A 21,297-nucleotide genomic window follows, 5' to 3' on the forward strand; every position below is an offset into this window, starting at 1 on the left:
CAGTACGTGAAGGTGCGCTGATGGCGATGGACATGAACGAACTCCTTTTATCGTCGGAATTGACCTTCATCTGCAAAGGGTCTATCCCTGATTGGACCTGTTTAAAGCACGCTATTCGGGGCTGGAATGACTGTCAAAACAAGTATTGCCATGGTGTCAATCATGCGCGACGGCCTGGCGAACGGTCTGGGGGTGAAATACAAACGCCTCGCCGACGCGATCGAAAAAGGCATCGCTGAAGCGCTGATCGAGCCCGGCTGCAAATTGCCGCCTCATCGGTTACTGGCGGATAGCCTCGGCGTGACCATCGGTACCATCAGCCGCGCTTACGGTGAGCTCGAACGTGTGGGATTGGTGGTCGCTCGCGTAGGAGACGGCACGTATGTGCGTCAGCGCGGGATGGAACGACCGCGAGACGGTGGCTTTCGCAATGTCAGCGATGAACCTCGGGCGTTTTTTGACATGAGCCGCAATCAACCGATTCCGGGGCAGGAAGCGTTTTTTTTAAGTCAAAGCCTGCAAGCGTTGTCCCTCGATCCTGAGGCGTTGCAACACCTCAGCAGCTACACCGTTGATGTCGGTTTACCGCGTTATCGCGCGGCGGGCGCGCACTGGCTCAGGCATAAAGCGTTTGTCCCGAACGCCGAGCAGATTGTTTGCGTGAACGGCGGCCAGCACGGTCTGTTGTGTGCCTTGATGGGGTTGCTCAAGGCGGGCGATACGTTGGTGACGGAGCATCTGACCTACCCGGGGTTGATCAGCGTCGCACGCCAGCTCGGGATAAAACTGATCGGTGTCGGGATGGATGATGAAGGACTGATGCCCGATGCGCTGGATGAGGTTTGCCGCAACCATCGTGTGTCGGCGCTGTATTGCACGCCGACGATCCAGAATCCTACGGCTGCAGTGATGTCCGTCGTACGGCGCGAGGCGATTGCAGAGGTCTGTCGACAGCACAATCTGTTGATTTTTGAAGACGAAGCCCACGCGGTATTGGCTCAACAGCGACCGTTACCCTTGAGCCATTTCGCCCCGGAGCGTTCGGTGCTGATCGGCAGCCTGAGCAAGGCGGTTTCGGCGGGTTTGCGAGTCGGTTACCTGCATGCGCCGCAACCGTTGATCGGACGCTTGAGCGCCGCCGTGCGCGGGACGTGCTGGATGGCCAGCCCGTTGTCGCTGGAAGTGGCGAGTCTGTGGATAGAAAACGGTATTGCCGAGCAGTTGCTGGGCCAGCAGATTGCGGAGATCGGTCGGCGCAAGGCGTTGGTGAGTGGTGTGCTGGAGGGGTTGGCCTACAAAACTCATTCCCATAGCCCGCACTTCTGGGTCGAAGTGCCCGAGCCGTGGCGGGCTTCGCAGATTGCTGAGGAGCTCAAGGCGAATAATTATCTGATCGCCACCGCTGAGGCGTTTGCGGTCGGGCACGGGGCGGTGCCGCAGTTCATCAGGGCGAGTGTGTGTAATTCGGCGGGGGATGATCGGTTGCTGTTGAGAGGGTTTGACGCATTAGCGCGGGCATTAACAAACACCGTGTAATCGTTCATCGCGGGCAAGCCCGCTCCCACAGTTTTCTCTGTAGTTTTCGAATTTTGCATTCAACACAGATCCCTGTGGGAGCGGGCTTGCCCGCGATGGCGGCCGATCAGGCGCTAGAGCACTATTTGAAACGCCGCTCCACGCCTTTCTCCACCAGAATCTTCGCCGAAATCTCTTCCACCGAAAAATGCGTGGAATTGATGTGCGGGATGTTCTCGCGGCGGAACAGATTCTCCACCTCACGCACTTCGAATTCGCACTGGGCGTAGCTCGAATAGCGGCTGTTGGGCTTGCGCTCGTTGCGGATCGCGGTGAGGCGGTCCGGGTCAATGGTCAGGCCGAACAGTTTGTGCTGGTGGGCACGCAGGGTGGCTGGCAGTTGCAGGCGCTCCATGTCGTCTTCGGTCAGCGGATAGTTGGCCGCGCGGATGCCAAATTGCATGGCCATGTACAGGCACGTCGGCGTCTTACCACAACGCGACACGCCCACTAGGATCAGGTCCGCCTTGTCGTAATAATGCGTGCGCGCACCGTCGTCGTTGTCGAGGGCGAAGTTCACCGCCTCGATCCGCTCCATGTAATTGGAGTTGCTGCCAATCGAGTGGGACTTGCCGACGGTGTAGGAAGAATGCTCGGTCAGCTCCTGTTCGAGAGGCGCCAGGAAGGTCGAGAAAATGTCGATCATGAAACCATTGGACGTTGCGAGGATCTCACGGATGTCCTGATTGACAATGGTGTCGAAGATGATCGGCCGAAAGCCGTCGGTTTCGGCGGCTTTGTTGATTTGTTGTACCATGGCCCGCGCTTTATCCACGTTGTCGATGTACGGCCGCGTGAATTTGCTGAAGGTAATGTTTTCGAACTGCGCCAGGAGGCTTTGGCCGAGGGTTTCGGCGGTAATGCCGGTGCCATCGGAGATAAAGAAAGCAGATCGTTTCATTTGCACCTTGGGCCTTAAGCTAGTGACGAATCTTGGATATGATAGGCGCGATTTGCCGGCCGCCAGTGGCCCGCATTCTCACTTATTTTCCAGGTCCAGGCCATACAGCTGGCAAACGCTCTAATGAGCAGCCGGCTTCTGAGCTTTTCCAACACAGTTAGTGGAGAGATCACCTTGGTAGAGTACGTAGTTTCCCTCGATAAGCTCGGCGTCCATGATGTAGAGCACGTAGGGGGCAAGAACGCATCCCTGGGCGAGATGATCAGTAACCTTGCAGGTGCCGGTGTATCGGTGCCCGGTGGCTTCGCCACGACAGCTCAGGCTTATCGTGATTTTCTCGAGCTGAGCGGCCTGAACGATCAGATCCATGCCGCCCTCGACGCCCTGGACGTCGACGATGTCAATGCCCTGGCCAAGACCGGCGCCCAGATCCGTCAATGGATCATGGAAGCCGAATTCCCTGAGAAGCTCAACGCCGAAATCCGTACCGCGTTCGCCACGCTGTCGGCCGGCAACCCTGACATGGCTGTGGCCGTGCGCTCTTCCGCTACCGCCGAAGACCTGCCGGACGCTTCCTTCGCCGGTCAGCAGGAAACCTTCCTGAACATCCGTGGTGTCGAAAACGTTATTCGCGCCGCCAAAGAGGTGTTCGCTTCGCTGTTTAACGACCGTGCGATTTCCTACCGCGTCCACCAGGGCTTCGACCACAAGCTGGTTGCCCTGTCGGCTGGCGTGCAGCGCATGGTCCGCTCCGAAACCGGCACCGCCGGCGTGATGTTCACCCTCGATACCGAATCGGGCTTCCGTGACGTGGTGTTCATCACCGGCGCCTACGGCCTGGGTGAAACCGTCGTACAAGGCGCGGTGAACCCGGATGAGTTCTACGTCCACAAAGGCACGCTGGCAGCCGGTCGTCCGGCCATCCTGCGTCGCAACCTGGGCAGCAAAGCCATCAAGATGATCTACGGCGAAGTCGCCACGGCCGGTAAATCGGTCAAGACCATCGACGTCGACAAGGCTGATCGCGCACGTTTCTGCCTGAGCGACGCCGAAGTCAGCGAGCTGGCCAAGCAAGCGATGATCATCGAGAAGCACTACAAGTGCCCGATGGACATCGAATGGGCCAAAGACGGCGACGACGGCAAGCTCTACATCGTTCAGGCCCGTCCTGAAACCGTGAAGAGCCGTACTTCGGCCAACGTCATGGAACGCTACCTGTTGAAAGAAACCGGCACCGTGCTGGTTGAAGGTCGCGCCATCGGTCAGCGCATCGGCGCCGGCAAGGTCCGCATCATCAAGGACGTGTCCGAGATGGACAAGGTCCAGCCAGGCGACGTTCTGGTCTCCGACATGACCGACCCGGACTGGGAGCCGGTCATGAAGCGCGCCAGCGCCATTGTCACCAACCGTGGCGGCCGTACCTGCCACGCGGCGATCATCGCTCGCGAGCTGGGCATCCCGGCCGTGGTCGGTTGCGGCAACGCCACCCAGCTGTTGAAAGACGGCCAGGGCGTAACCGTGTCCTGCGCTGAAGGCGACACCGGTTACATCTTCGAAGGCGAACTGGGCTTCGACATCAAGAAAAACTCCGTGGACGCCATGCCTGATCTGCCGTTCAAGATCATGATGAACGTCGGCAACCCGGACCGCGCCTTCGATTTCGCACAGCTGCCAAACGCCGGTGTGGGCCTGGCCCGTCTGGAGTTCATCATCAACCGCATGATCGGTGTTCACCCGAAAGCGCTGTTGAACTACGACGGTCTGCCGCAGGACATCAAGGACAGCGTCGACAAGCGCATCGCCGGTTACGACGATCCGGTTGGCTTCTACGTCGAGAAGCTGGTTGAAGGCATCAGCACCCTGGCTGCTGCGTTCACCCCGAAAAAGGTCATCGTGCGTCTGTCGGACTTCAAGTCCAACGAATACGCCAACCTGATCGGCGGCAAGCTCTACGAGCCGGAAGAAGAAAACCCGATGCTGGGCTTCCGTGGCGCCTCGCGTTACATCAGCGAAGCGTTCCGTGACTGCTTCGAACTCGAATGCCGTGCTATCAAGCGCGTGCGCAACGAGATGGGCCTGACCAACGTTGAAATCATGGTGCCGTTCGTCCGTACATTGGGCGAAGCGAGCCAGGTGATCGATCTGTTGGCCGAAAATGGCCTGGCCCGCGGCGAGAATGGTCTGCGCATCATCATGATGTGCGAGCTGCCGTCCAACGCGATCCTGGCGGAAGAATTCCTCGAGTTCTTCGACGGTTTCTCCATTGGCTCCAACGACCTGACCCAGCTGACCCTGGGCCTGGACCGTGACTCCGGGATCATCGCGCACCTGTTCGACGAGCGTAATCCGGCGGTCAAGAAGTTGCTGGCCAATGCGATTCAGGCCTGCAACAAGGCTGGCAAGTACATCGGCATTTGCGGTCAGGGTCCTTCGGACCACCCTGATCTGGCCAAATGGCTGATGGAGCAGGGCATCGAAAGCGTTTCGTTGAACCCCGATTCCGTACTGGAAACCTGGTTCTTCCTGGCTGAAGGTCAAGCTTCTGCTTGATGGCGTGAGTGAAGCCTCGGCCTGCTGCGGTGGGCCGGGGTTTTAAGATTCAAGTAGGGCGGGCTCCTCTGGAAGCCGCCCTTTTTTGTGCAAGAGCATTATGCAAAGCAGCAGCAACCTATTTCCTGTCGCCCTGATCAGCGCCGAGCGGCGCGGCGATCTGAGCGAAGACGTCTATCGTCTGAAACCTGGCAACAGCCCTGACGGCACCGTCGAACTGGCTGTGACGCGACTGGGCATGGCGGATGGCTCAGACGTGCGTGGCGTTCCGGTTATTTTGCTTCACGGCAGCTTTTCCAATCGCCGGTTCTGGTTTTCCCCGAAGGGGCTTGGGCTGGGCGCCTACCTGACGCGTCTGGGATTCGATGTATGGATTCCCGAAATGCGTGGCCACGGCCTGTCCCAGCGTAACCAGAACTACCGCAAGAACCGCGTTAGCGACTACGCCCGTTACGATCTGCCGGCCATTGGCGCGTTCGTGCGCGAGCAGAGCGGCCAGATCCCACACTGGATCGGTCACTCGCTGGGCGGGATTACCCTGGCGGCGGCATTGGGCGGCGAGTACATCGGTGAGCCGGTGGTGGCTTCCGCGGCGTTTTTCGGTACGCAAGTCAGCCGCACCTACTGGCCGTTGAAAATTCCGCCGGTGGAGTGGAGCGGACGCTTCATTCTCAAACGTTTTGCCCAGCTGTCCGGTTCACGGCTAAAGCGCGGCCCGGAGGACGAGCCCATTGGCCTGGCCCTGGAAAGCATGCGCTGGTATGGCCTGTTCGGGCGCTTCGGCGATGCCGACAAGGATTGGTGGGCCGGATTGGCCGACGTTCAGTTACCGGTATTGGCCGTGAGTGCCGCAAGTGACCATCAGGACCCGACCTGGGCTTGTCGCAAGCTGTTCGATCAGGTGGGTTCCGAGCATAAGCAATTTATCAACCTGGGTCGCGATCAGGGCTTTGGCGATAATTTCGGTCATGTGGAGATGCTCGTCAGCAAAGCCGCTCAGACTGAAGTCTGGCCGCTGGTGGTGCGCTGGTTGGCAGATCCGCAGACGCCATTGCTGGGTGATAAACCGGATCTGGCTGCGGCGGTCTGAGCCTGATGCTCTAACAAGGGCATTTCGCTCTGTTCGGCTTGCGGCTAAGATATGACGCATTGAGCTGTTCTGGTCACTTTCGGTTACTGAGCTATCAGTGATGTTCGTGCTGTCTTCCTCTTTACAGGAGTTTCTCGATGAACCATTACCTCACGCCTGACCTGTGCGACGCCTACCCGGAGCTGGTGCAGGTGCTGGAACCGATGTTCAGCAATTTCGGCGGCCGTGATTCTTTCGGCGGCGAAATCGTGACCATCAAATGCTTCGAAGACAACTCGCTGGTCAAGGAACAAGCCGAGCTCAAGGGTAATGGCAAGGTATTGGTGGTCGACGGTGGCGGTTCCCTGCGTCGTGCGCTGCTGGGCGATATGATCGCCGAGAAAGCCGCGAAAAACGGTTGGGAAGGGCTGGTGATCTACGGTTGCATCCGTGACGTCGACGTCATTGCGCAAACCGATCTGGGTGTTCAGGCGCTGGCCAGCCACCCGATGAAAACCGACAAGCGCGGCATCGGCGATCTCAACGTAGCCGTAACCTTTGCTGGCGTGACCTTCCATCCAGGTCACTACATCTATGCGGACAACAATGGCGTGATCATTTCGCCAAGTCCGCTTGCGATGCCTGAATAAAGCACTACTGACACTTTGTTTCAAGAATAGGGATGAGGATGTTCGAGGAAGAAAACGCGCAGTGGGGGCTGGTACATGCCCTGGTGCTGGACGGTAAAGGCGGTGCGCGTTCGATAGCCCGGACTGAACTCGATGACTTGCAGCTGCAGGCTCATGAAAGCCTGTGGCTGCACTGGGATCGCAGTCACCCGCAAACCCAGACCTGGTTGCGAAAATCCAGCGGTCTGAGCGAATTCAGCTGTGATCTGTTGCTTGAAGAAAACACCCGTCCGCGTCTTTTACAGCTTTCGGACAGCGAACTGCTGCTATTTTTGCGTGGGGTCAACCTGAACCCGGGCGCCGAGCCGGAAGACATGGTCTCGGTGCGGATTTTTGGGTCAGCCCAGCGGGTTATTTCTCTGCGTTTGCGTCCGTTGCGCGCCACCGATGATTTGCTGGTGCAGCTCGCCGAAGGCAAAGGACCGAAAACGGCGTCAGAACTCATCCTTTATATGGCGCAATACCTCACCAACAAGGTGCAGGATCTGGTCAGTTGCCTCTCGGAAGTGGTCGATGAGGAAGAAGAAAAGCTGGATGCCGACGAACGGTATACACCCGAGCATGGAGCCGTTTTGCAGATCCGTCGCAGGGCTGCCGCACTGAAACGTTTTCTTGCGCCGCAGCGGGAAATATTCGGGCAGCTGACACGGATAAAACTGCCTTGGTTCGTCGAAGACGACGGTGATTACTGGAACGAATTGAACAACAGCCTGACCCGGTATCTCGAAGAGCTGGAATTGACCCGGGAGCGGGTGGGGTTGGTCCTTGAGGCTGAAGATAGACGTTTGAGCGTGCGGATGAACCGCACGATGTACCGCTTCGGAATCATCACCGGGATCTTTTTGCCGATGAGTTTTCTGACGGGTCTTTTAGGTATCAATGTCGGTGGGATTCCGTTCTCTGCAAGCCCCTATGGCTTCCTGATTGCGTGTCTGATGATGGTCTCGGTGGCGCTGGGTCAGTGGTGGTTATTCCGACGTTTGCGCTGGGTCTGAGGGTGAGCCATGTGACCCGAGCAAATTTGGCCGCGTCTTTCACAGACATCACGAGAGGTGCGTATGCACGATCCGTTTGAACAGTCTTTGCGTGACATGCTCAATGCATCACCGTCCACCCGGGACGACGATGCGTGCCTTGGGCGTGTACTGAAAACCGCCAACCGCCAGGTCGGCGCTGGTGACCTGTTCAGCCTGCTGGGCCGCTGGCTGCCCGCGCTGATGATTGCCTTGAATAACGGATCGGCCCATGTCGCTCCGGTTTCCCGCCACCGTAAACCTACCGTTCGCACTGCTGATAAGGCTGATTGAATATGGAACTTGATCTCTGGACTCAGAGCCTCGTCACTGCAATGACTGCGTTATGGACCAAGGTTGCAAATTTCATCCCGAACCTGTTCGGCGCACTGGTTGTGCTGCTGTTGGGTTTCGTCGTTGCGAAACTTTTGGACACATTGCTGTCTAAGTTGCTCGCCAAGCTGGGGCTTGATCGCCTGATGGGCGGCACCGGTCTGACAAAATTGCTGTCCCGGGCCGGCCTTCAAGTGCCGATCTCTACCTTGATCGGCAAGATTGTCTATTGGTTCGTTCTGCTGATTTTTCTGGTTTCTGCCGCAGAATCCCTTGGACTTGAGCGAGTTTCGGCTACGCTTGACATGCTTGCGCTGTATTTGCCGAAAGTATTCGGCGCCGCGCTGGTGCTGCTGGTGGGTGTTTTGCTCGCACAATTGGCCAATGGGCTGGTGCGGGGTGCGGCAGAGGGCGTAGGGCTTGACTACGCTGCGGGCCTGGGGAGAATTGCCCAGGGCCTGGTGATTATCATCAGTATTTCGGTCGCAATCAGCCAGTTGGAGGTCAAGACTGACCTGCTCAACCACGTGATTGTGATCGTATTGATTACCGTTGGTCTGGCGGTTGCGCTGGCCATGGGGTTGGGAAGCCGGGAAATTGCCGGTCAGATTCTTGCGGGAATCTATGTGCGTGAGTTGTATCAGGTTGGGCAACAAGTGCGTGTTGGCGAGGTCGAAGGTCAGATCGAAGAGATCGGCACGGTTAAAACCACATTGCTGACGGATGAGGGTGAGCTAGTCTCTCTCTCCAATCGGATCCTCCTGGAACAGCATGTGAGTAGCCGCTAACCCGGCAAACCCTGCTAATGTATGCCGCCGCAAAATGCCCTGAAAAGGGTTGCGGCGGACATTGACCTGACTGTCGGCCCGACTTGTTTTGAATAAAGCTCAATCGCTGTCCACGCGCTACGACCCCCGCGAGCTCTCTGATGAGGAGTTGGTCGCGCGCTCGCATACCGAGCTGTTTCACGTAACGCGCGCCTATGAAGAACTGATGCGGCGTTACCAGCGAACATTATTTAACGTCTGTGCCCGGTATCTTGGGAACGATCGTGACGCAGACGATGTCTGTCAGGAAGTGATGTTGAAGGTGTTGTATGGCCTGAAGAACTTCGAGGGCAAATCGAAGTTCAAGACATGGCTCTACAGCATCACGTACAACGAGTGCATCACGCAGTATCGGAAAGAACGGCGAAAGCGTCGCTTGATGGATGCTTTGAGTCTGGACCCCCTCGAGGAAGCGTCTGAAGAGAAGGCGCCGAAACCTGAGGATAAGGGTGGACTTGATCGCTGGTTAGTGTATGTGAACCCGATTGACCGTGAAATTCTGGTGCTACGATTTGTCGCAGAGCTGGAATTTCAAGAGATCGCGGATATCATGCACATGGGTTTGAGTGCAACAAAAATGCGTTACAAACGTGCTCTAGATAAATTGCGTGAGAAATTTGCAGGCATTGCTGAAACTTAGTTCGGCGCAAATATCTCTTACGTGTAGGCAAGTTCTGATAGACTTGCCGCCGAGTTGTCCCCCGGTTTGCGGGACTGCTTCACAATCACCAGATGGGGATTTAACGGATGAAACTGAAAAACACCTTGGGCTTGGCCATTGGTTCTTTGATTGCCGCCACTTCTTTCGGCGCTCTGGCACAAGGCCAAGGCGCAGTTGAAATCGAAGGCTTCGCAAAGAAAGAACAATTCGACAGCGCTCGTAACTTCAAGAACAACGGCAACCTCTTCGGTGGTTCGGTTGGTTACTTCCTGACCGACGACGTTGAACTGCGTCTGGGCTACGACGAAGTGCACAACGTGCGTTCCGACGACGGTCGTAACATCAAGGGCGCTAACACCGCTCTGGATGCTCTGTACCACTTCAACAACCCAGGCGACATGCTCCGTCCATACGTTTCTGCCGGTTTCTCGGACCAGAGCATTGGCCAGAACGGCGGTGGCGGTCGTAACCGTTCCACTTTCGCCAACGTTGGCGGCGGTGCCAAGCTGTACTTCACCGAGAACTTCTACGCCCGTGCTGGCGTTGAAGCTCAATACAACATCGACCAGGGCGACACCGAGTGGGCTCCAAGCGTCGGTATCGGTGTGAACTTCGGTGGCGGCTCCAAGCCTGCTGCAGCTCCTGCTCCAGCTCCAGCTGAAGTCTGCTCCGACAGCGACAACGATGGCGTTTGCGACAACGTTGACAAGTGCCCGGACACCCCAGCCAACGTAACTGTTGACGCTGATGGCTGCCCAGCAGTTGCTGAAGTTGTTCGTGTTGAGCTGGACGTGAAATTCGACTTCGACAAGTCGGTAGTCAAGCCTAACAGCTACGGCGACATCAAAAACCTCGCTGACTTCATGAAGCAGTACCCATCCACCAGCACTACTGTTGAAGGTCACACTGACTCCGTCGGTCCTGACGCTTACAACCAGAAACTGTCCGAGCGTCGTGCAAACGCCGTTAAGCAAGTTCTGACCAACCAGTACGGTGTTGAATCGTCCCGCGTTCAGTCTGTTGGCTACGGCGAATCCCGCCCAGTTGCTGACAACAAAACTGAAGCTGGTCGCGCTGTAAACCGTCGCGTAGAAGCGCAGGTTGAAGCTAACGCTAAGTAATTAGCGCGCAGCTCTGAAAAGCCCGGCTTAGGCCGGGCTTTTCTTTGTCTGCGATTTGATGAGGCAGGGTTGAAGCGGGGGAGAGTCAGGCTGACTGGTTGACTGCATTCGCGGGAAAATCAGATACCGACAGGGGTACCTCTGCACAGGCCGCGACCGCGCCGATGACCAGGATTGCTGGGCTTTTCAACTCAAAGGCGTAGGCATCTTCTTCCATTGCTGTCAGATCGCTCCGACATTCCCGCTGATGTGGCAGGGAAGCGTTTTCAATCATTGCCACCGGTGTATCCGCCGCCATTCCTCCGGCGAGCAACTGCTCACGAATCTCGCTCAGTTTTGCGACACCCATATATACCACCAGCGTCGTGCCACCCTGGGCCAGGGCTTGCCAGTTCAGGCTGCTGCCATCCTGAGTGTGGGCGGTGACCAGCGTCACGCCGCGCGCAACGCCCCGCAGGGTCAACGGAATATCGCATTGCGTTGCACCGGCAAGCCCGGCGGTGATGCCGTTGACCAGTTCCACTTCGACCCCATGTTCACGCAGCCACTGCGCCTCTTCGCCGCCCCGGCCAAAAATGCACGGGTCGCCACCTTTGAGCCGCACCACGCATTTTCCGTGGCGGGCATAACGAAGCATCAGGCGATGAATGAATGCCTGAGGTGTGGAGCGACAGCCGCCGCGCTTGCCCACGGGAATGATCCGCGCCTGCGGGCAATGTTCCAGCACCGCATCGTTGACCAGGTCATCGATCAGCACCACATCCGCTTCGCTCAACGCCCGCACGGCCTTGAGGGTCAACAATTCCGGATCGCCAGGACCCGCACCCACCAGCCAGACTTTTGCGCTCATAGTGTTTTTCCTCACGAGGTGACGGCGACCGGCTGCGCAGTGGCGGCCAGTAAACGCTTGATTTCCGGGACGCAGGAGCCGCATTGCGTGCCGCAGCCCAATTCTTGTTTCAAACCTTGCAGGTCCAGACCGCGGCTAATGCCGGCGCAGACCGCGCTTTGGCTGACGTTTTTGCAGTTGCACAGGGTTTTGTTGCCAGCGGTCGTCGTATTGGCGTTGCCCGGTGGGGCGCTCAGCGGAGCCAGCAGCCAGCGCCGCAGTTGTTCGTCGGCGCGACCTTCCAGCCACAGGCTTTGCAGCCAGTGTTGGGCAAGGGTTTCACCGGCCAGGCGTATGGCAGTGATCCGGCCATTTTCGATCCGAACCCTTTTACCGATGGAGCGCCTTGGGTCGTCGTAGGCCAAAACCGGGCCATCGTTGAGTCCCAGGCATTGATCGATATCACGCAGCAATTGTGGATCGGGCGCGACGCCGCTGGCAGCGCGTATCAGCAGCGCGGGGCGTTCGCGACCAGCCAAACTGAGGCTGACGTAGGAAAACGCCTCACAGAGCGGTCGTAGCGTCTCAAAATGCTGTTGAACATCGCCCTCGATCAGGGCGAACAGCTGCCATGGGAGATTTACAGGTTCCAGACGCACGCCGCTGTGCTTGAGTTCGGGTTGTTTCGACAAAGGGTCGAACGCCGGTTGGGTGAGCGCATTTACGCCACCCTTGAGGAAACGGTCACCCCAATGCATGGGCAGAAAGGCCTGACCGGGTCGTACGCTGTCGTCGCCGCCGACGGCGACAATCACTGCGCCACGGCGACTTTTCAGGCTGACCAGGTCGCCCGATTGCAGCCGATGCCGGCGCAGTTCATCCGGGTGCAAACTCAACACGGCTTCGCTGACGTGGCCGAACAATTGCGCGGCGGTGCCGGTGCGGCTCATGCCGTGCCATTGGTCACGCAGGCGGCCGGTGATCAGGGTCAGCGGGAAGCGCGCGTCGCGTTGTTCCTTGGCGGCGCGGTACGGGTCGGCCACGAATTGCGCACGTCCACTGGTCGTCGGGAAAATTCCGTCCAGGTACAGCCGGGGCGTGCCTGCGCTGGCGCCAGTGGGGAAGGGCCATTGCTGCGGGCCGAGGTGGTCGATCAGGGCATGACTGATGCCGGACAAGTCCAGATCACGCCCGCGGGTCAATTGCTTGTACTCGTCGAAGACCTGCGCCGGGTTTTCAAAGGCGAACAGGCTGGTTTGCCCGGGACGCAGATATTTTTCCAGGCGCTGTGCGAAATCCACGGTGATCGCCCAGTCAGGGCGTGTTTCTCCGGGTGCGACGATGGCTCGGCGAACGTGGGAAATGCGACGTTCAGAGTTGGTCACCGTGCCGTCCTTTTCGCCCCAACTGGCGGCGGGCAGCAACAGGTCGGCAAACGCGGCGGTTTCGGTGGTGCGGAAGGCCTCCTGCAACACCACGAACGGGCAGGCTTGCAGTGCCGCGCGCACGGCGGTTTGATCCGGCATTGATTGCGCAGGGTTGGTGCAGGCGATCCACAGTGCCTTGATCTTGCCGCTGCGCACCTGCTCAAACAACTCGATAGCGGTGAGCCCGGTGTTTGCGGGCAGTTGATCCACGCCCCAATACGCCGCCACTTCCGCGCGATGTTCGGCATTGGCAGCCTCGCGATGGCCTGGCAGCAGGTTCGACAAGCTGCCGGTTTCGCGGCCACCCATAGCATTTGGCTGACCGGTCAGGGAGAAAGGTCCTGCACCGGGGCGGCCGATTTGCCCGGTGGCCAGGTGCAGGTTGATCAGTGCGCTGTTTTTCGCGCTGCCGGCGGTGGACTGGTTCAAGCCCATGCACCACAGCGACAGGAAGCTCGGTGACGTGCCAACCCATTCGGCGCATTGCTGCAATTGCTCGACGCTGATCCCGCAGAGCTGCGAAACCATCTGCGGCGTGTAATCGCGCACCAGATTTTTCAGTTCGACCAAACCTTCGGTGTGGGCCTTGATGAAGTCGCGGTCGACCCAGTCTTCCCACAGCAGCAGGTGCAAAATCCCATGGAACAAGGCGACATCGGTGCCTGGCAGAATCGCCAGGTGCAGGTCAGCCAGATCGCAGGTGTCGGTACGACGCGGGTCAATGACGATGACTTTCATTTGCGGCCGGCGGGATTTCGCTTCCTCCAGGCGACGGAAAAGTATCGGGTGGGCGTAGGCCATGTTGCTGCCGACGATCATCACGCAGTCGCTCAATTCCAGGTCTTCGTAGCTGCACGGCGGTGCGTCGGCGCCCAGGCTGCGCTTGTATCCGACCACTGCCGAAGACATGCACAGGCGCGAATTGCTGTCGATGTTGTTGGTGCCCACCAACGCTCGCGCCAGTTTGTTGAAGGCGTAGTAATCCTCGGTCAGCAATTGCCCGGAAATGTAGAACGCCACGCTGTCCGGGCCGTGTTCGGCAATGGTCTCGGCAAAAACGCTGGCGGCATGATCGAGGGCGGTATCCCAGTCGGTGCGGCCGCGGGCCAGGCCTTTGCCCAGGCGCAGTTCGGGATACAAGGCCCGGGCTGCGAGGTCGCCGGTCAGGTGCAAGGTAGAGCCTTTACTGCACAGTTTGCCGAAGTTGGCCGGGTGGGCCGGATCGCCGCTGACGCCGAGAATGCGCTCGCCGTCATGCTCGATCAGCACGCCGCAGCCGACCCCGCAGTAGCAGCAGGTGGAAGCGGTGATCTGGTTCATCAGCTTGCTTCCCGCAGGGCCAACAACACCCGGCCATTCTCGACCCGTGCTGAATGGTGGTGAGCGCAACCGATGTCCGGGGCCTGGGCTTCACCGGTCTCAAGGTCGATCTGCCAGTTATGCAGCGGGCAGGCGACCCGTTTGCCGTAGATCAAACCTTGGGACAGTGGCCCGCCCTTGTGCGGGCAGCGGTCGTCGAGTGCGAAAACCTCATCGTCGCTGGTACGAAAAATCGCGATGTCGCCTTTCGGGCCGGCGATGATCCGCGAGCCCAGGGCATTGATTTCTTCCAGTGCGCAGATATCCAGCCAGTTCATGCCGACACCTCCAGGTTCTTCACTGCGATGACGTCGAATTCTTTCTTCAGCAGCGGTTGTTCCAGGCGTTCCTTCCACGGGTCCTGTTCGAACGACAACGAGAACTGCAAGCGATCGTTGAGCGCCTTGCGCCGCTCCGGGTCTTCCAGCACGGCTTTCTTGATGTGTTCCATGCCGACCCGTTGCAGGTAGTGCACGGTGCGTTCGAGGTAGAAAGCTTCTTCGCGATAGAGCTGCAGGAACGCGCCGTTGTATTCACGCACTTCCTCGGCGGTCTTGAGCTTGACGAAGAATTCCGCGACTTCGGTCTTGATCCCTCCGTTGCCACCGATGTACATCTCCCAGCCCGAATCCACGCCGATAATTCCGACGTCCTTGATGCCCGCTTCTGAACAGTTGCGTGGGCAACCGGAGACGGCCAGTTTCACTTTGTGTGGCGACCACATGTTGAACAGGTCGTGCTCAAGCTCGATGCCCAGTTGCGTGGAATTCTGGGTGCCGAAACGGCAGAACTCGCTGCCGACGCAAGTCTTCACGGTGCGGATGGATTTGCCGTAGGCGTGGCCGGACGGCATGTCGAGATCCTTCCAGACGCCCGGCAGGTCCTGCTTCTTGATCCCCAGCAAATCGATACGCTGGCCGCCGGTAACCTTGACCATCGGCACGTTGTATTTGTCGGCCACGTCGGCAATGCGCCGCAGCTCCGAAGGATTGGTCACACCGCCCCACATCCGTGGGACTACAGAGTAAGTGCCGTCTTTCTGAATGTTGGCGTGGGCGCGTTCGTTGATCAGGCGCGATTGCGGGTCGTCCTTGGCTTCGCCCGGCCAGGTGGAAATCAGGTAGTAGTTGAGCGCCGGGCGGCATGTGGCGCAGCCATTCGGCGTGCGCCAGTTCAAATAACTCATGGTGCCGGCGATGGTCAGCAGATGCTGCTCGCGGATGGCCTGGCGGATTTGCCCGTGATTCAAGTCGCTGCAACCGCAAATGGCTTTTTCGCTTTTCGGTTTGACGTCTGCTGCGCCGCCCACGGTGTTGATCAGGATCTGTTCCACCAGTCCAGCGCAGGAGCCGCAGGAGCTGGCAGCCTTGGTGTGTTTCTTGACGTCGTCGACGCTGAACAACCCGTGCTCCTGAATCGCCTTGACGATGGTGCCTTTGCACACGCCGTTGCAACCGCAGACTTCGGCGGTGTCGGCCATGCTCATGGCTTTGTCCTGGCCCTGGTGTCCTACGTCGCCCAGGGCGTTTTCGCCGAACATCAGGTGATCGCGGATCTCGTCGATGGCGTGGTTCTCACGGATCTGCCGGAAATACCAGCCACCGTCTGCCGTATCGCCGTACAGACAGGCCCCGACCAGCACGTCATCCTTGATCACCAGTTTTTTGTAGACCCCGCCGATAGGGTCAGAGAGGGTGATGGTTTCGGTGCCTTCGCCGCCCATGAAGTCGCCGGCGGAGAACAGGTCGATGCCCGTCACTTTCAATTTGGTCGACGTCACCGAGCCCTTGTAGGTGGCGAAGCCCAGTTGGGCGAGGTGGTTGGCGCAGACCTTGGCCTGTTCGAACAGCGGCGCCACCAGGCCGTAAGCGATGCCGCGGTGGCTGGCGCATTCGCCGATGGCGTAGATGCGTGGGTCGTAGGTTTGCAGGGTGTCGTTGACCAGAATCCCGCGGTTGCAGGGAATGCCGGATTTTTCCGCGAGTTCGGTGTTGGGGCGAATGCCGGCGGCCATCACCACCAGATCGGCGGGGATAATGTCGCCATTCTTGAATTCAACCGAGCCGACCCGGCCATTGCCGGCGTCGTGCAGGGCCTGGGTTTGCTCGCAAAGACGAAAGTGCAGGCCGCGCGCTTCGAGGGCAGTTTGCAGCAACTGGCCGCTGGTTTTATCCAGTTGCCGTTCCAGCAGCCATTCACCGATGTGCACTACGGTGACGTGCATGCCGCGCAGCATCAGGCCGTTGGCGGCTTCGAGGCCGAGCAGGCCGCCACCGATCACAACGGCGTGCTTGTGGGTTTTCGCGGTGTCGATCATTGCCTGGGTGTCGGCGATGTCGCGGTAGCCGATCACGCCGTCCAAGGTGTTGCCGGGGATCGGCAGGATGAACGGAGTCGAGCCGGTGGCGATCAGCAGGCGATCGTATTCGGCCTCGCTGCCGTCTTCGGCGATCACGCGGCGCTTGACCCGGTCGATCTCCACCACTTTGCGGTTGAGCAGCAGCTTGATGTTGTTTTCCAGGTACCAGTCCAGATCGTTCAGCACGATCTCTTCGAAGGTTTGTTCGCCGGCCAGCACGGGCGAGAGCAGGATGCGGTTGTAGTTGGTATGGGGTTCGGCGCCGAAGACCGTGATGTCGTACAGCTCGTTGCTCAGCTTGAGCAGTTCTTCCAGGGTGCGAACCCCGGCCATGCCGTTGCCGATCATCACCAGTTTTAATTTTTTCATCAGGTTCTCCGGGGAGCTCGGACCCGCCTCATCAGGGCTTTCAGGTCTTGCTCGACAAAATTTGCGCAAACAAAAAAAGGCGTCCCGCTAGTTGCCTAGCGAGGACGCCTTTGTCCTGGTCCCGTTCTCTCGGGAAGCGCATCCTTCGTCGTTGAAGGCTGGGCTTTATGTCTGTTGAGAAAGGTAATGCAGTGGTTGTGCCAAGTCGCACAAATGCCGAATTTATGGGCTCTTGTCGTGGGCGGAGGGTATTTCCGTGCACCGGTTCAATGCGCGATGCCCGGTTTTGAAGCAGAAAAATCAAAAGATCGCAGCCTACGGCAGCGCCTACAGGAGATCGTGGGCACCCGTAAGGGCTGCCGCAGGCTGCGATCTTTTGATCTTTTGGGAACAGTGAAAAACTCAGCCATGAAACAGTAAAAACAGCAGCACCAGGTTCACCAGCAACGACACCAGCGCCAAGGTTCGCCAGACCTTCAACGGTTCGCGCTCCAGCAACGGTCTGGGTCGCACGCTCAAACTGCGCCGCTCGCCCTGTTCCAGCAGCAGCAACCATTCTTCCGCCGTTTCAAAGCGCTGAGCCGGATCCGCCGCCACGGCGCGCTCCAGACTTTGCGCAATCCATTCCGGCAGGTCGGGTCGATAGCGACTGGCGCTGACAGAAACCCCGAACCGTGGGCGCTGGAAGGCTTCGATTTCGCCGTAGGGATAATGCCCGGTGAGCAGGAAATACAAGGTCACGCCGACGGCATACAAATCCTGTTGCGGTGTCGGTGCTTCCCCACGAAAGGCTTCCGGCGCGATATAGCTGGGCGTTCCGGGCAAGGCAGAAGGCTGATCTTCGGACAGGCCTGGGCAGTAGGCGAGACCGAAGTCCAGCAGGCGTAATTCGCCGTCGTCCCCCAGCAGCAGGTTCTCCGGTTTGATGTCTCGATGGAGAATCTGCCGTCGATGCAATATGCCAACAGCGCGCAGCAGGCGTTCGGCCAGATCCAGCCATTGGGGCAGAGGCAGCGGTCCGACATCGGCGTGCAGCTCCGCCAACGTAGATCCGGAATATTCCCGCATCACGTAATACAAATGCTGACGCTGACTGGCGGCATGGACTTCAGGGAAATGCCGTCCGGCCACGCGCTTGAGAAACCATTCTTCCGACAGCAACGCCTGCCCGGCCAAGTGATCGTCACGCAGCGCGCCCGGCAAGGTTTTCAGCAGCCAGGGTTGTTGTTGCCCATCGCGTACCCGATAGAGCAATGACTGCTGGCTCTGACCAAGTATCCCTTCGACCTGCCAACCTTCGAACGTCTGGCCGGGTTTCAAAGCAGGCGGCAGTGGCCATTGCTGTAAATGAATCAAGGCATCGCCGATGCTCGTTTCACCGAGGGCATCGACTCGCACCAGCAAGGCGCTGGCGTTGTCCTGGCTACCGGCCAGATGCGCCGCGTTGACCAAGGTCTGTGCAGCGCTGTTGAGATCCGGTTGATCGCGCAGAATGGCCGCAATCGCGGTGTCGCCCAGCACAGCCCAAATGCCATCGCTGAGCAATACGAAACTTTCGTTCAGCCGCAGTTCGCCATCGAGAAAATCCAGCACCAAATGCTGATCGAGCCCCAACGCGCGCTTGAGCACATGCTGCATGCCCGGCTGGTCCCAGACGTGATCCTCGCTGACCCGCTGCAACGTGTCGGCGTGCCAGCGATAAACCCGGCAATCGCCGACATGGGCCAAGGTAAAACGCCTGCCGCGCATGACCAAAGCACTGACAGTGGTGAGCAATGGTTGCCCACCGCCATTGGCTTGCAACCAGCGATTTTGTGCCAGCAGCAGGCGATCCAATGCCTGCGCGACGCCCCAGGTTTCCGGCGTGGCGTAGTAATCCAGCGCCAGGGCCTGCAACGTCGAGCGGGCGGCGAGACCACCGTCGGCGCACTGGCTGACGCCATCGGCGATGGCGAACAGGTAACCCTTGCTCGCCGCCAGCGCCGGGGCCGGAGTCACCAGACGCAGGGCGTCCTGATTCTCCTCGCGAGGGCCGATGGCGCTCGCTTCGGCAAAGCTCAGTTGCAGGCTCATTGAGGCTTCAGACCCGAGCAGCGGTCACGGCGGCCGAACCCCAAGTGGTTCTCCAGCGACGTTTCACACCGTGCAGGCCGAACCAGGCCAGAACGCCAAGGCTGGCGAACAACCACAAGGCCAGTTGATAACTGCCGGTGCTTTGCTTGATCGCGCCCATGCCCGCTGCCAGTGCAAATCCGCCAATACCGCCGGCCATGCCGATCAAACCGGTCATCACACCGATCTCGCGACGAAAACGCTGCGGCACCAATTGGAAAACAGCGCCGTTACCGGCACCCAAACCAAGCATGGTGCAGACGAAAAGTGCCAATGCGGCGTAGGAACTTGGCAAATTGAAGCCGACCACGGCAATGCAGGTCGCCGCCACCGTGTACATCCCAAGTAGCGTGCGAATACCGCCGAAGCGGTCGGCCAGAGCGCCGCCCAACGGACGCATCAAGCTGCCACCGAACACGCAGGCCGCGGTGTAGTAACCGGCGGTCACCGGGCTGAGGCCATACTGGTCGTTGAAATAGCCGGGCAGGGCGCTGGCCAGGCCGATGAAGCCGCCGAAGGTCACGCTGTAGAAAAACATGAACCACCAGCTGTCGCGGTCGCCCAGGGCCTTGAAGTAGTCGGACATCGACTTGGCTTTCGGGCGCTCAGGTGCGTTTTTGGCCAGCCAGGCGAAGACGATGATGGTCAGGATCAGCGGGATCAGGGCGAAGCCGAACACGTTGCTCCAGCCAAACGCGGCAGCCAGTACCGGGGCGATCAGTGCCGCGAGCACGGTGCCCGAGTTACCGGCACCAGCGATGCCCATGGCTTTGCCTTGGTGTTGTGGTGGATACCATTGCGAGGCAAGCGGCAGGGCGACTGCGAAGGATGCGCCGGCCATGCCGAGGAACAGGCCCAGCACCAGCGCTTGTTCATAACTGTGGATGCCGAGTTTCCAGGCGCCGAACAGGGCGCAGATGACGATCACCTGGCCAATCAGCCCGGCGGTTTTCGGCGACAGGCGATCAGCCAGCAAGCCCATTACAAAGCGTAATACCGCCCCGGCCAGAATCGGCGTGGCCACCACCAGCCCGCGCTGCTGGGTGGTCAGGTGCAGGTCGGCGGCGATCTGCACGGCCAGCGGGCCGAGCAGGTACCAGACCATGAAACTCAGGTCGAAATAGAGGAAGGCCGCGAACAATGTCGGGGTATGGCCAGATTTCCAGAAGCTTGAATTCATCGCGCACCTCAGCTGTTAGGAGTCTCGAGAAGGAGTCATGAGCTTGCAGGTGGGGCGCCGCATCGGCCGCACCACCGGCCCCGGTCTGTGGGGCCAAAACAAAAAAACGCCGCCACCGGATTCGCCAAAGGGCAAATGAGGTGAGCGACGTCTTTGTCGTAGGTGGGGCAACCGCCGTTGGTTACCTGTAGTGATTACCTAGCGAGATCTGTGCCAACAGGTGAAACCGTGGTGCGGCTAATCGCGGGCAAGCCCGCTCCCACATGGATCTTTGGTGTCCACAAAACCTGTGGGAGCGGGCTTGCCCGCGATGAGGCCCTGACAGGCAATGCAATGCTTCAGCCGAGCAGTTCGCTCATAGCAATAATTTGCTCCGCCACCTGAATCAGCTTCTGCTGCCGGCTCATGGCCTGGCGGCGCATGAGCGTGTAGGCCTCTTCCTCGTTGCAGTCTTTCATTTTCATCAGCAGCCCTTTGGCCAGCTCGATGCGCTTGCGCTCGGCCAGTTGCTGGTCACGGGCGTTGAGTTGGGCGCGCAGGGCCTGGTCGCTTTCAAAGCGCGCCATGGCCACGTCGAGAATCGGCTGCAAACGCTGTGCGTGGATGCCTTCGACGATGTAGGCACTGACGCCGGACTTGATCGCCTGACGCATCACATCGGGGTCATGTTCATCGGTAAACATCACAATCGGACGCGGTTGATCGCGGCTCACCAGCACCACTTGTTCCATCACGTCGCGGCTCGGTGACTCGGTATCGATCAAAATCACGTCAGGACGCACCGTTTCGACGCGTGCGGGCAAGTCGATGGTCAGGCCCGACTCGTCGATCACCTCGAACCCGGCTTCGGTCAGGGCCGCCTTCAAGCGACCGACTTTCTTCGCGGTGTCGTTGATCAGCAGGATACGCAACATATTCGTAGT

Annotated in this window: 17 protein-coding genes; 9 read left to right on the forward strand and 8 right to left on the reverse strand. The window is 59.1% G+C overall.

Annotated features, from left to right (window positions below; translation table 11 throughout):
* The first annotated feature begins 126 nt into the window (after positions 1-126).
* Positions 127-1,536, forward strand: coding sequence for an aminotransferase-like domain-containing protein (locus QF010_RS23255; RefSeq protein ID WP_429534032.1), 1,410 nt, complete (start codon positions 127-129; stop codon positions 1,534-1,536).
* Between the two features lie 121 nt (positions 1,537-1,657).
* Here the strand turns inward: QF010_RS23255 and ppsR are convergent, their stop codons facing one another.
* A complete protein-coding gene (gene ppsR, locus QF010_RS23260) occupies positions 1,658-2,476 on the reverse strand; it encodes a posphoenolpyruvate synthetase regulatory kinase/phosphorylase PpsR (RefSeq protein ID WP_033055694.1) in 819 nt (272 codons plus the stop codon).
* Between the two features lie 174 nt (positions 2,477-2,650).
* Between ppsR and ppsA the strand changes: the two genes are divergently transcribed.
* The 8 genes from ppsA to QF010_RS23300 all read left to right on the forward strand — a co-directional run bounded on the left by ppsA (position 2,651) and on the right by QF010_RS23300 (position 10,739).
* A complete protein-coding gene (gene ppsA, locus QF010_RS23265) occupies positions 2,651-5,026 on the forward strand; it encodes a phosphoenolpyruvate synthase (protein ID WP_429512520.1) in 2,376 nt (791 codons plus the stop codon).
* A 100-nt stretch (positions 5,027-5,126) separates the two neighbouring features.
* Positions 5,127-6,116, forward strand: coding sequence for an alpha/beta fold hydrolase (locus QF010_RS23270; protein WP_429534033.1), 990 nt, complete (start codon positions 5,127-5,129; stop codon positions 6,114-6,116).
* 137 nt (positions 6,117-6,253) lie between these two features.
* Positions 6,254-6,745, forward strand: coding sequence for a ribonuclease E activity regulator RraA (rraA, locus tag QF010_RS23275; protein ID WP_046053152.1), 492 nt, complete (start codon positions 6,254-6,256; stop codon positions 6,743-6,745).
* Positions 6,746-6,783: 38 nt separating this feature from the next.
* A complete protein-coding gene (locus tag QF010_RS23280; protein WP_033055690.1) occupies positions 6,784-7,779 on the forward strand; it encodes a zinc transporter ZntB in 996 nt (331 codons plus the stop codon).
* 63 nt (positions 7,780-7,842) lie between these two features.
* Positions 7,843-8,091 (forward strand): hypothetical protein, encoded by a 249-nt coding sequence (locus tag QF010_RS23285; RefSeq protein ID WP_027922557.1) that lies wholly within the window; start codon positions 7,843-7,845, stop codon positions 8,089-8,091.
* Between the two features lie 2 nt (positions 8,092-8,093).
* On the forward strand, positions 8,094-8,918 hold the full coding sequence (locus QF010_RS23290) for a mechanosensitive ion channel family protein (protein WP_008027407.1): 825 nt from the start codon (positions 8,094-8,096) through the stop codon (positions 8,916-8,918).
* An 88-nt stretch (positions 8,919-9,006) separates the two neighbouring features.
* A complete protein-coding gene (gene sigX, locus QF010_RS23295; RefSeq protein WP_008146300.1) occupies positions 9,007-9,597 on the forward strand; it encodes an RNA polymerase sigma factor SigX in 591 nt (196 codons plus the stop codon).
* Between the two features lie 107 nt (positions 9,598-9,704).
* Positions 9,705-10,739, forward strand: a complete 1,035-nt coding sequence (locus QF010_RS23300; RefSeq protein WP_429512525.1) for an OmpA family protein — start codon at positions 9,705-9,707, stop codon at positions 10,737-10,739.
* Positions 10,740-10,824: 85 nt separating this feature from the next.
* Here QF010_RS23300 and cobA read toward each other — a convergent pair whose 3' ends face one another.
* From cobA to QF010_RS23335, 7 genes are all read right to left on the reverse strand, one after another.
* Complete coding sequence (cobA, locus tag QF010_RS23305) at positions 10,825-11,589, reverse strand: uroporphyrinogen-III C-methyltransferase (RefSeq protein ID WP_429534034.1); 765 nt, start codon at positions 11,587-11,589, stop codon at positions 10,825-10,827.
* 11 nt (positions 11,590-11,600) lie between these two features.
* Positions 11,601-14,315 carry a nitrate reductase gene (locus QF010_RS23310; RefSeq protein ID WP_429534035.1) on the reverse strand — a complete coding sequence of 905 codons (2,715 nt, stop codon included), beginning with the start codon at positions 14,313-14,315 and terminating at the stop codon, positions 11,601-11,603.
* A complete protein-coding gene (gene nirD / locus QF010_RS23315; protein WP_008146292.1) occupies positions 14,315-14,632 on the reverse strand; it encodes a nitrite reductase small subunit NirD in 318 nt (105 codons plus the stop codon). The genes QF010_RS23310 and nirD overlap by 1 nt, the downstream gene beginning before the upstream one ends.
* Entirely contained in the window at positions 14,629-17,082 is a 2,454-nt protein-coding gene (gene nirB / locus QF010_RS23320) for a nitrite reductase large subunit NirB (RefSeq protein WP_033055686.1), read from the reverse strand. Before nirB ends, nirD begins: the two co-directional genes overlap by 4 nt.
* 402 nt (positions 17,083-17,484) lie before the next feature.
* Complete coding sequence (locus QF010_RS23325; protein WP_429534036.1) at positions 17,485-19,155, reverse strand: bifunctional protein-serine/threonine kinase/phosphatase; 1,671 nt, start codon at positions 19,153-19,155, stop codon at positions 17,485-17,487.
* A gap of 7 nt (positions 19,156-19,162) precedes the next feature.
* The gene (locus QF010_RS23330; RefSeq protein WP_033055683.1) at positions 19,163-20,374 is read right to left on the reverse strand and encodes a nitrate/nitrite transporter; all 1,212 of its coding nucleotides are present in this window, start codon (positions 20,372-20,374) and stop codon (positions 19,163-19,165) included.
* 338 nt (positions 20,375-20,712) lie between these two features.
* Positions 20,713-21,288, reverse strand: coding sequence for an ANTAR domain-containing response regulator (locus QF010_RS23335; protein ID WP_008146285.1), 576 nt, complete (start codon positions 21,286-21,288; stop codon positions 20,713-20,715).
* Positions 21,289-21,297 lie beyond the last annotated feature (9 nt).

It is taken from the genome of Pseudomonas silensiensis, assembly GCF_050434865.1.
GTDB classification, from domain to species: domain Bacteria; phylum Pseudomonadota; class Gammaproteobacteria; order Pseudomonadales; family Pseudomonadaceae; genus Aquipseudomonas; species Aquipseudomonas fluorescens_W.

Coding starts and splice junctions, on each gene's coding strand:
- QF010_RS23325 (WP_429534036.1), bottom strand. CDS start 19,155: ATGAGCCTGCAACTGAGCTTTGCCGAAGCGAGCGCCATCGGCCCTCGC.
- QF010_RS23270 (WP_429534033.1), top strand. CDS start 5,127: ATGCAAAGCAGCAGCAACCTATTTCCTGTCGCCCTGATCAGCGCCGAG.
- QF010_RS23285 (WP_027922557.1), top strand. CDS start 7,843: ATGCACGATCCGTTTGAACAGTCTTTGCGTGACATGCTCAATGCATCA.
- ppsR (WP_033055694.1), bottom strand. CDS start 2,476: ATGAAACGATCTGCTTTCTTTATCTCCGATGGCACCGGCATTACCGCC.
- nirB (WP_033055686.1), bottom strand. CDS start 17,082: ATGAAAAAATTAAAACTGGTGATGATCGGCAACGGCATGGCCGGGGTT.
- QF010_RS23310 (WP_429534035.1), bottom strand. CDS start 14,315: ATGAACCAGATCACCGCTTCCACCTGCTGCTACTGCGGGGTCGGCTGC.
- cobA (WP_429534034.1), bottom strand. CDS start 11,589: ATGAGCGCAAAAGTCTGGCTGGTGGGTGCGGGTCCTGGCGATCCGGAA.
- QF010_RS23255 (WP_429534032.1), top strand. CDS start 127: ATGACTGTCAAAACAAGTATTGCCATGGTGTCAATCATGCGCGACGGC.
- QF010_RS23330 (WP_033055683.1), bottom strand. CDS start 20,374: ATGAATTCAAGCTTCTGGAAATCTGGCCATACCCCGACATTGTTCGCG.
- QF010_RS23300 (WP_429512525.1), top strand. CDS start 9,705: ATGAAACTGAAAAACACCTTGGGCTTGGCCATTGGTTCTTTGATTGCC.
- QF010_RS23280 (WP_033055690.1), top strand. CDS start 6,784: ATGTTCGAGGAAGAAAACGCGCAGTGGGGGCTGGTACATGCCCTGGTG.
- QF010_RS23335 (WP_008146285.1), bottom strand. CDS start 21,288: ATGTTGCGTATCCTGCTGATCAACGACACCGCGAAGAAAGTCGGTCGC.
- QF010_RS23290 (WP_008027407.1), top strand. CDS start 8,094: ATGGAACTTGATCTCTGGACTCAGAGCCTCGTCACTGCAATGACTGCG.
- rraA (WP_046053152.1), top strand. CDS start 6,254: ATGAACCATTACCTCACGCCTGACCTGTGCGACGCCTACCCGGAGCTG.
- nirD (WP_008146292.1), bottom strand. CDS start 14,632: ATGAACTGGCTGGATATCTGCGCACTGGAAGAAATCAATGCCCTGGGC.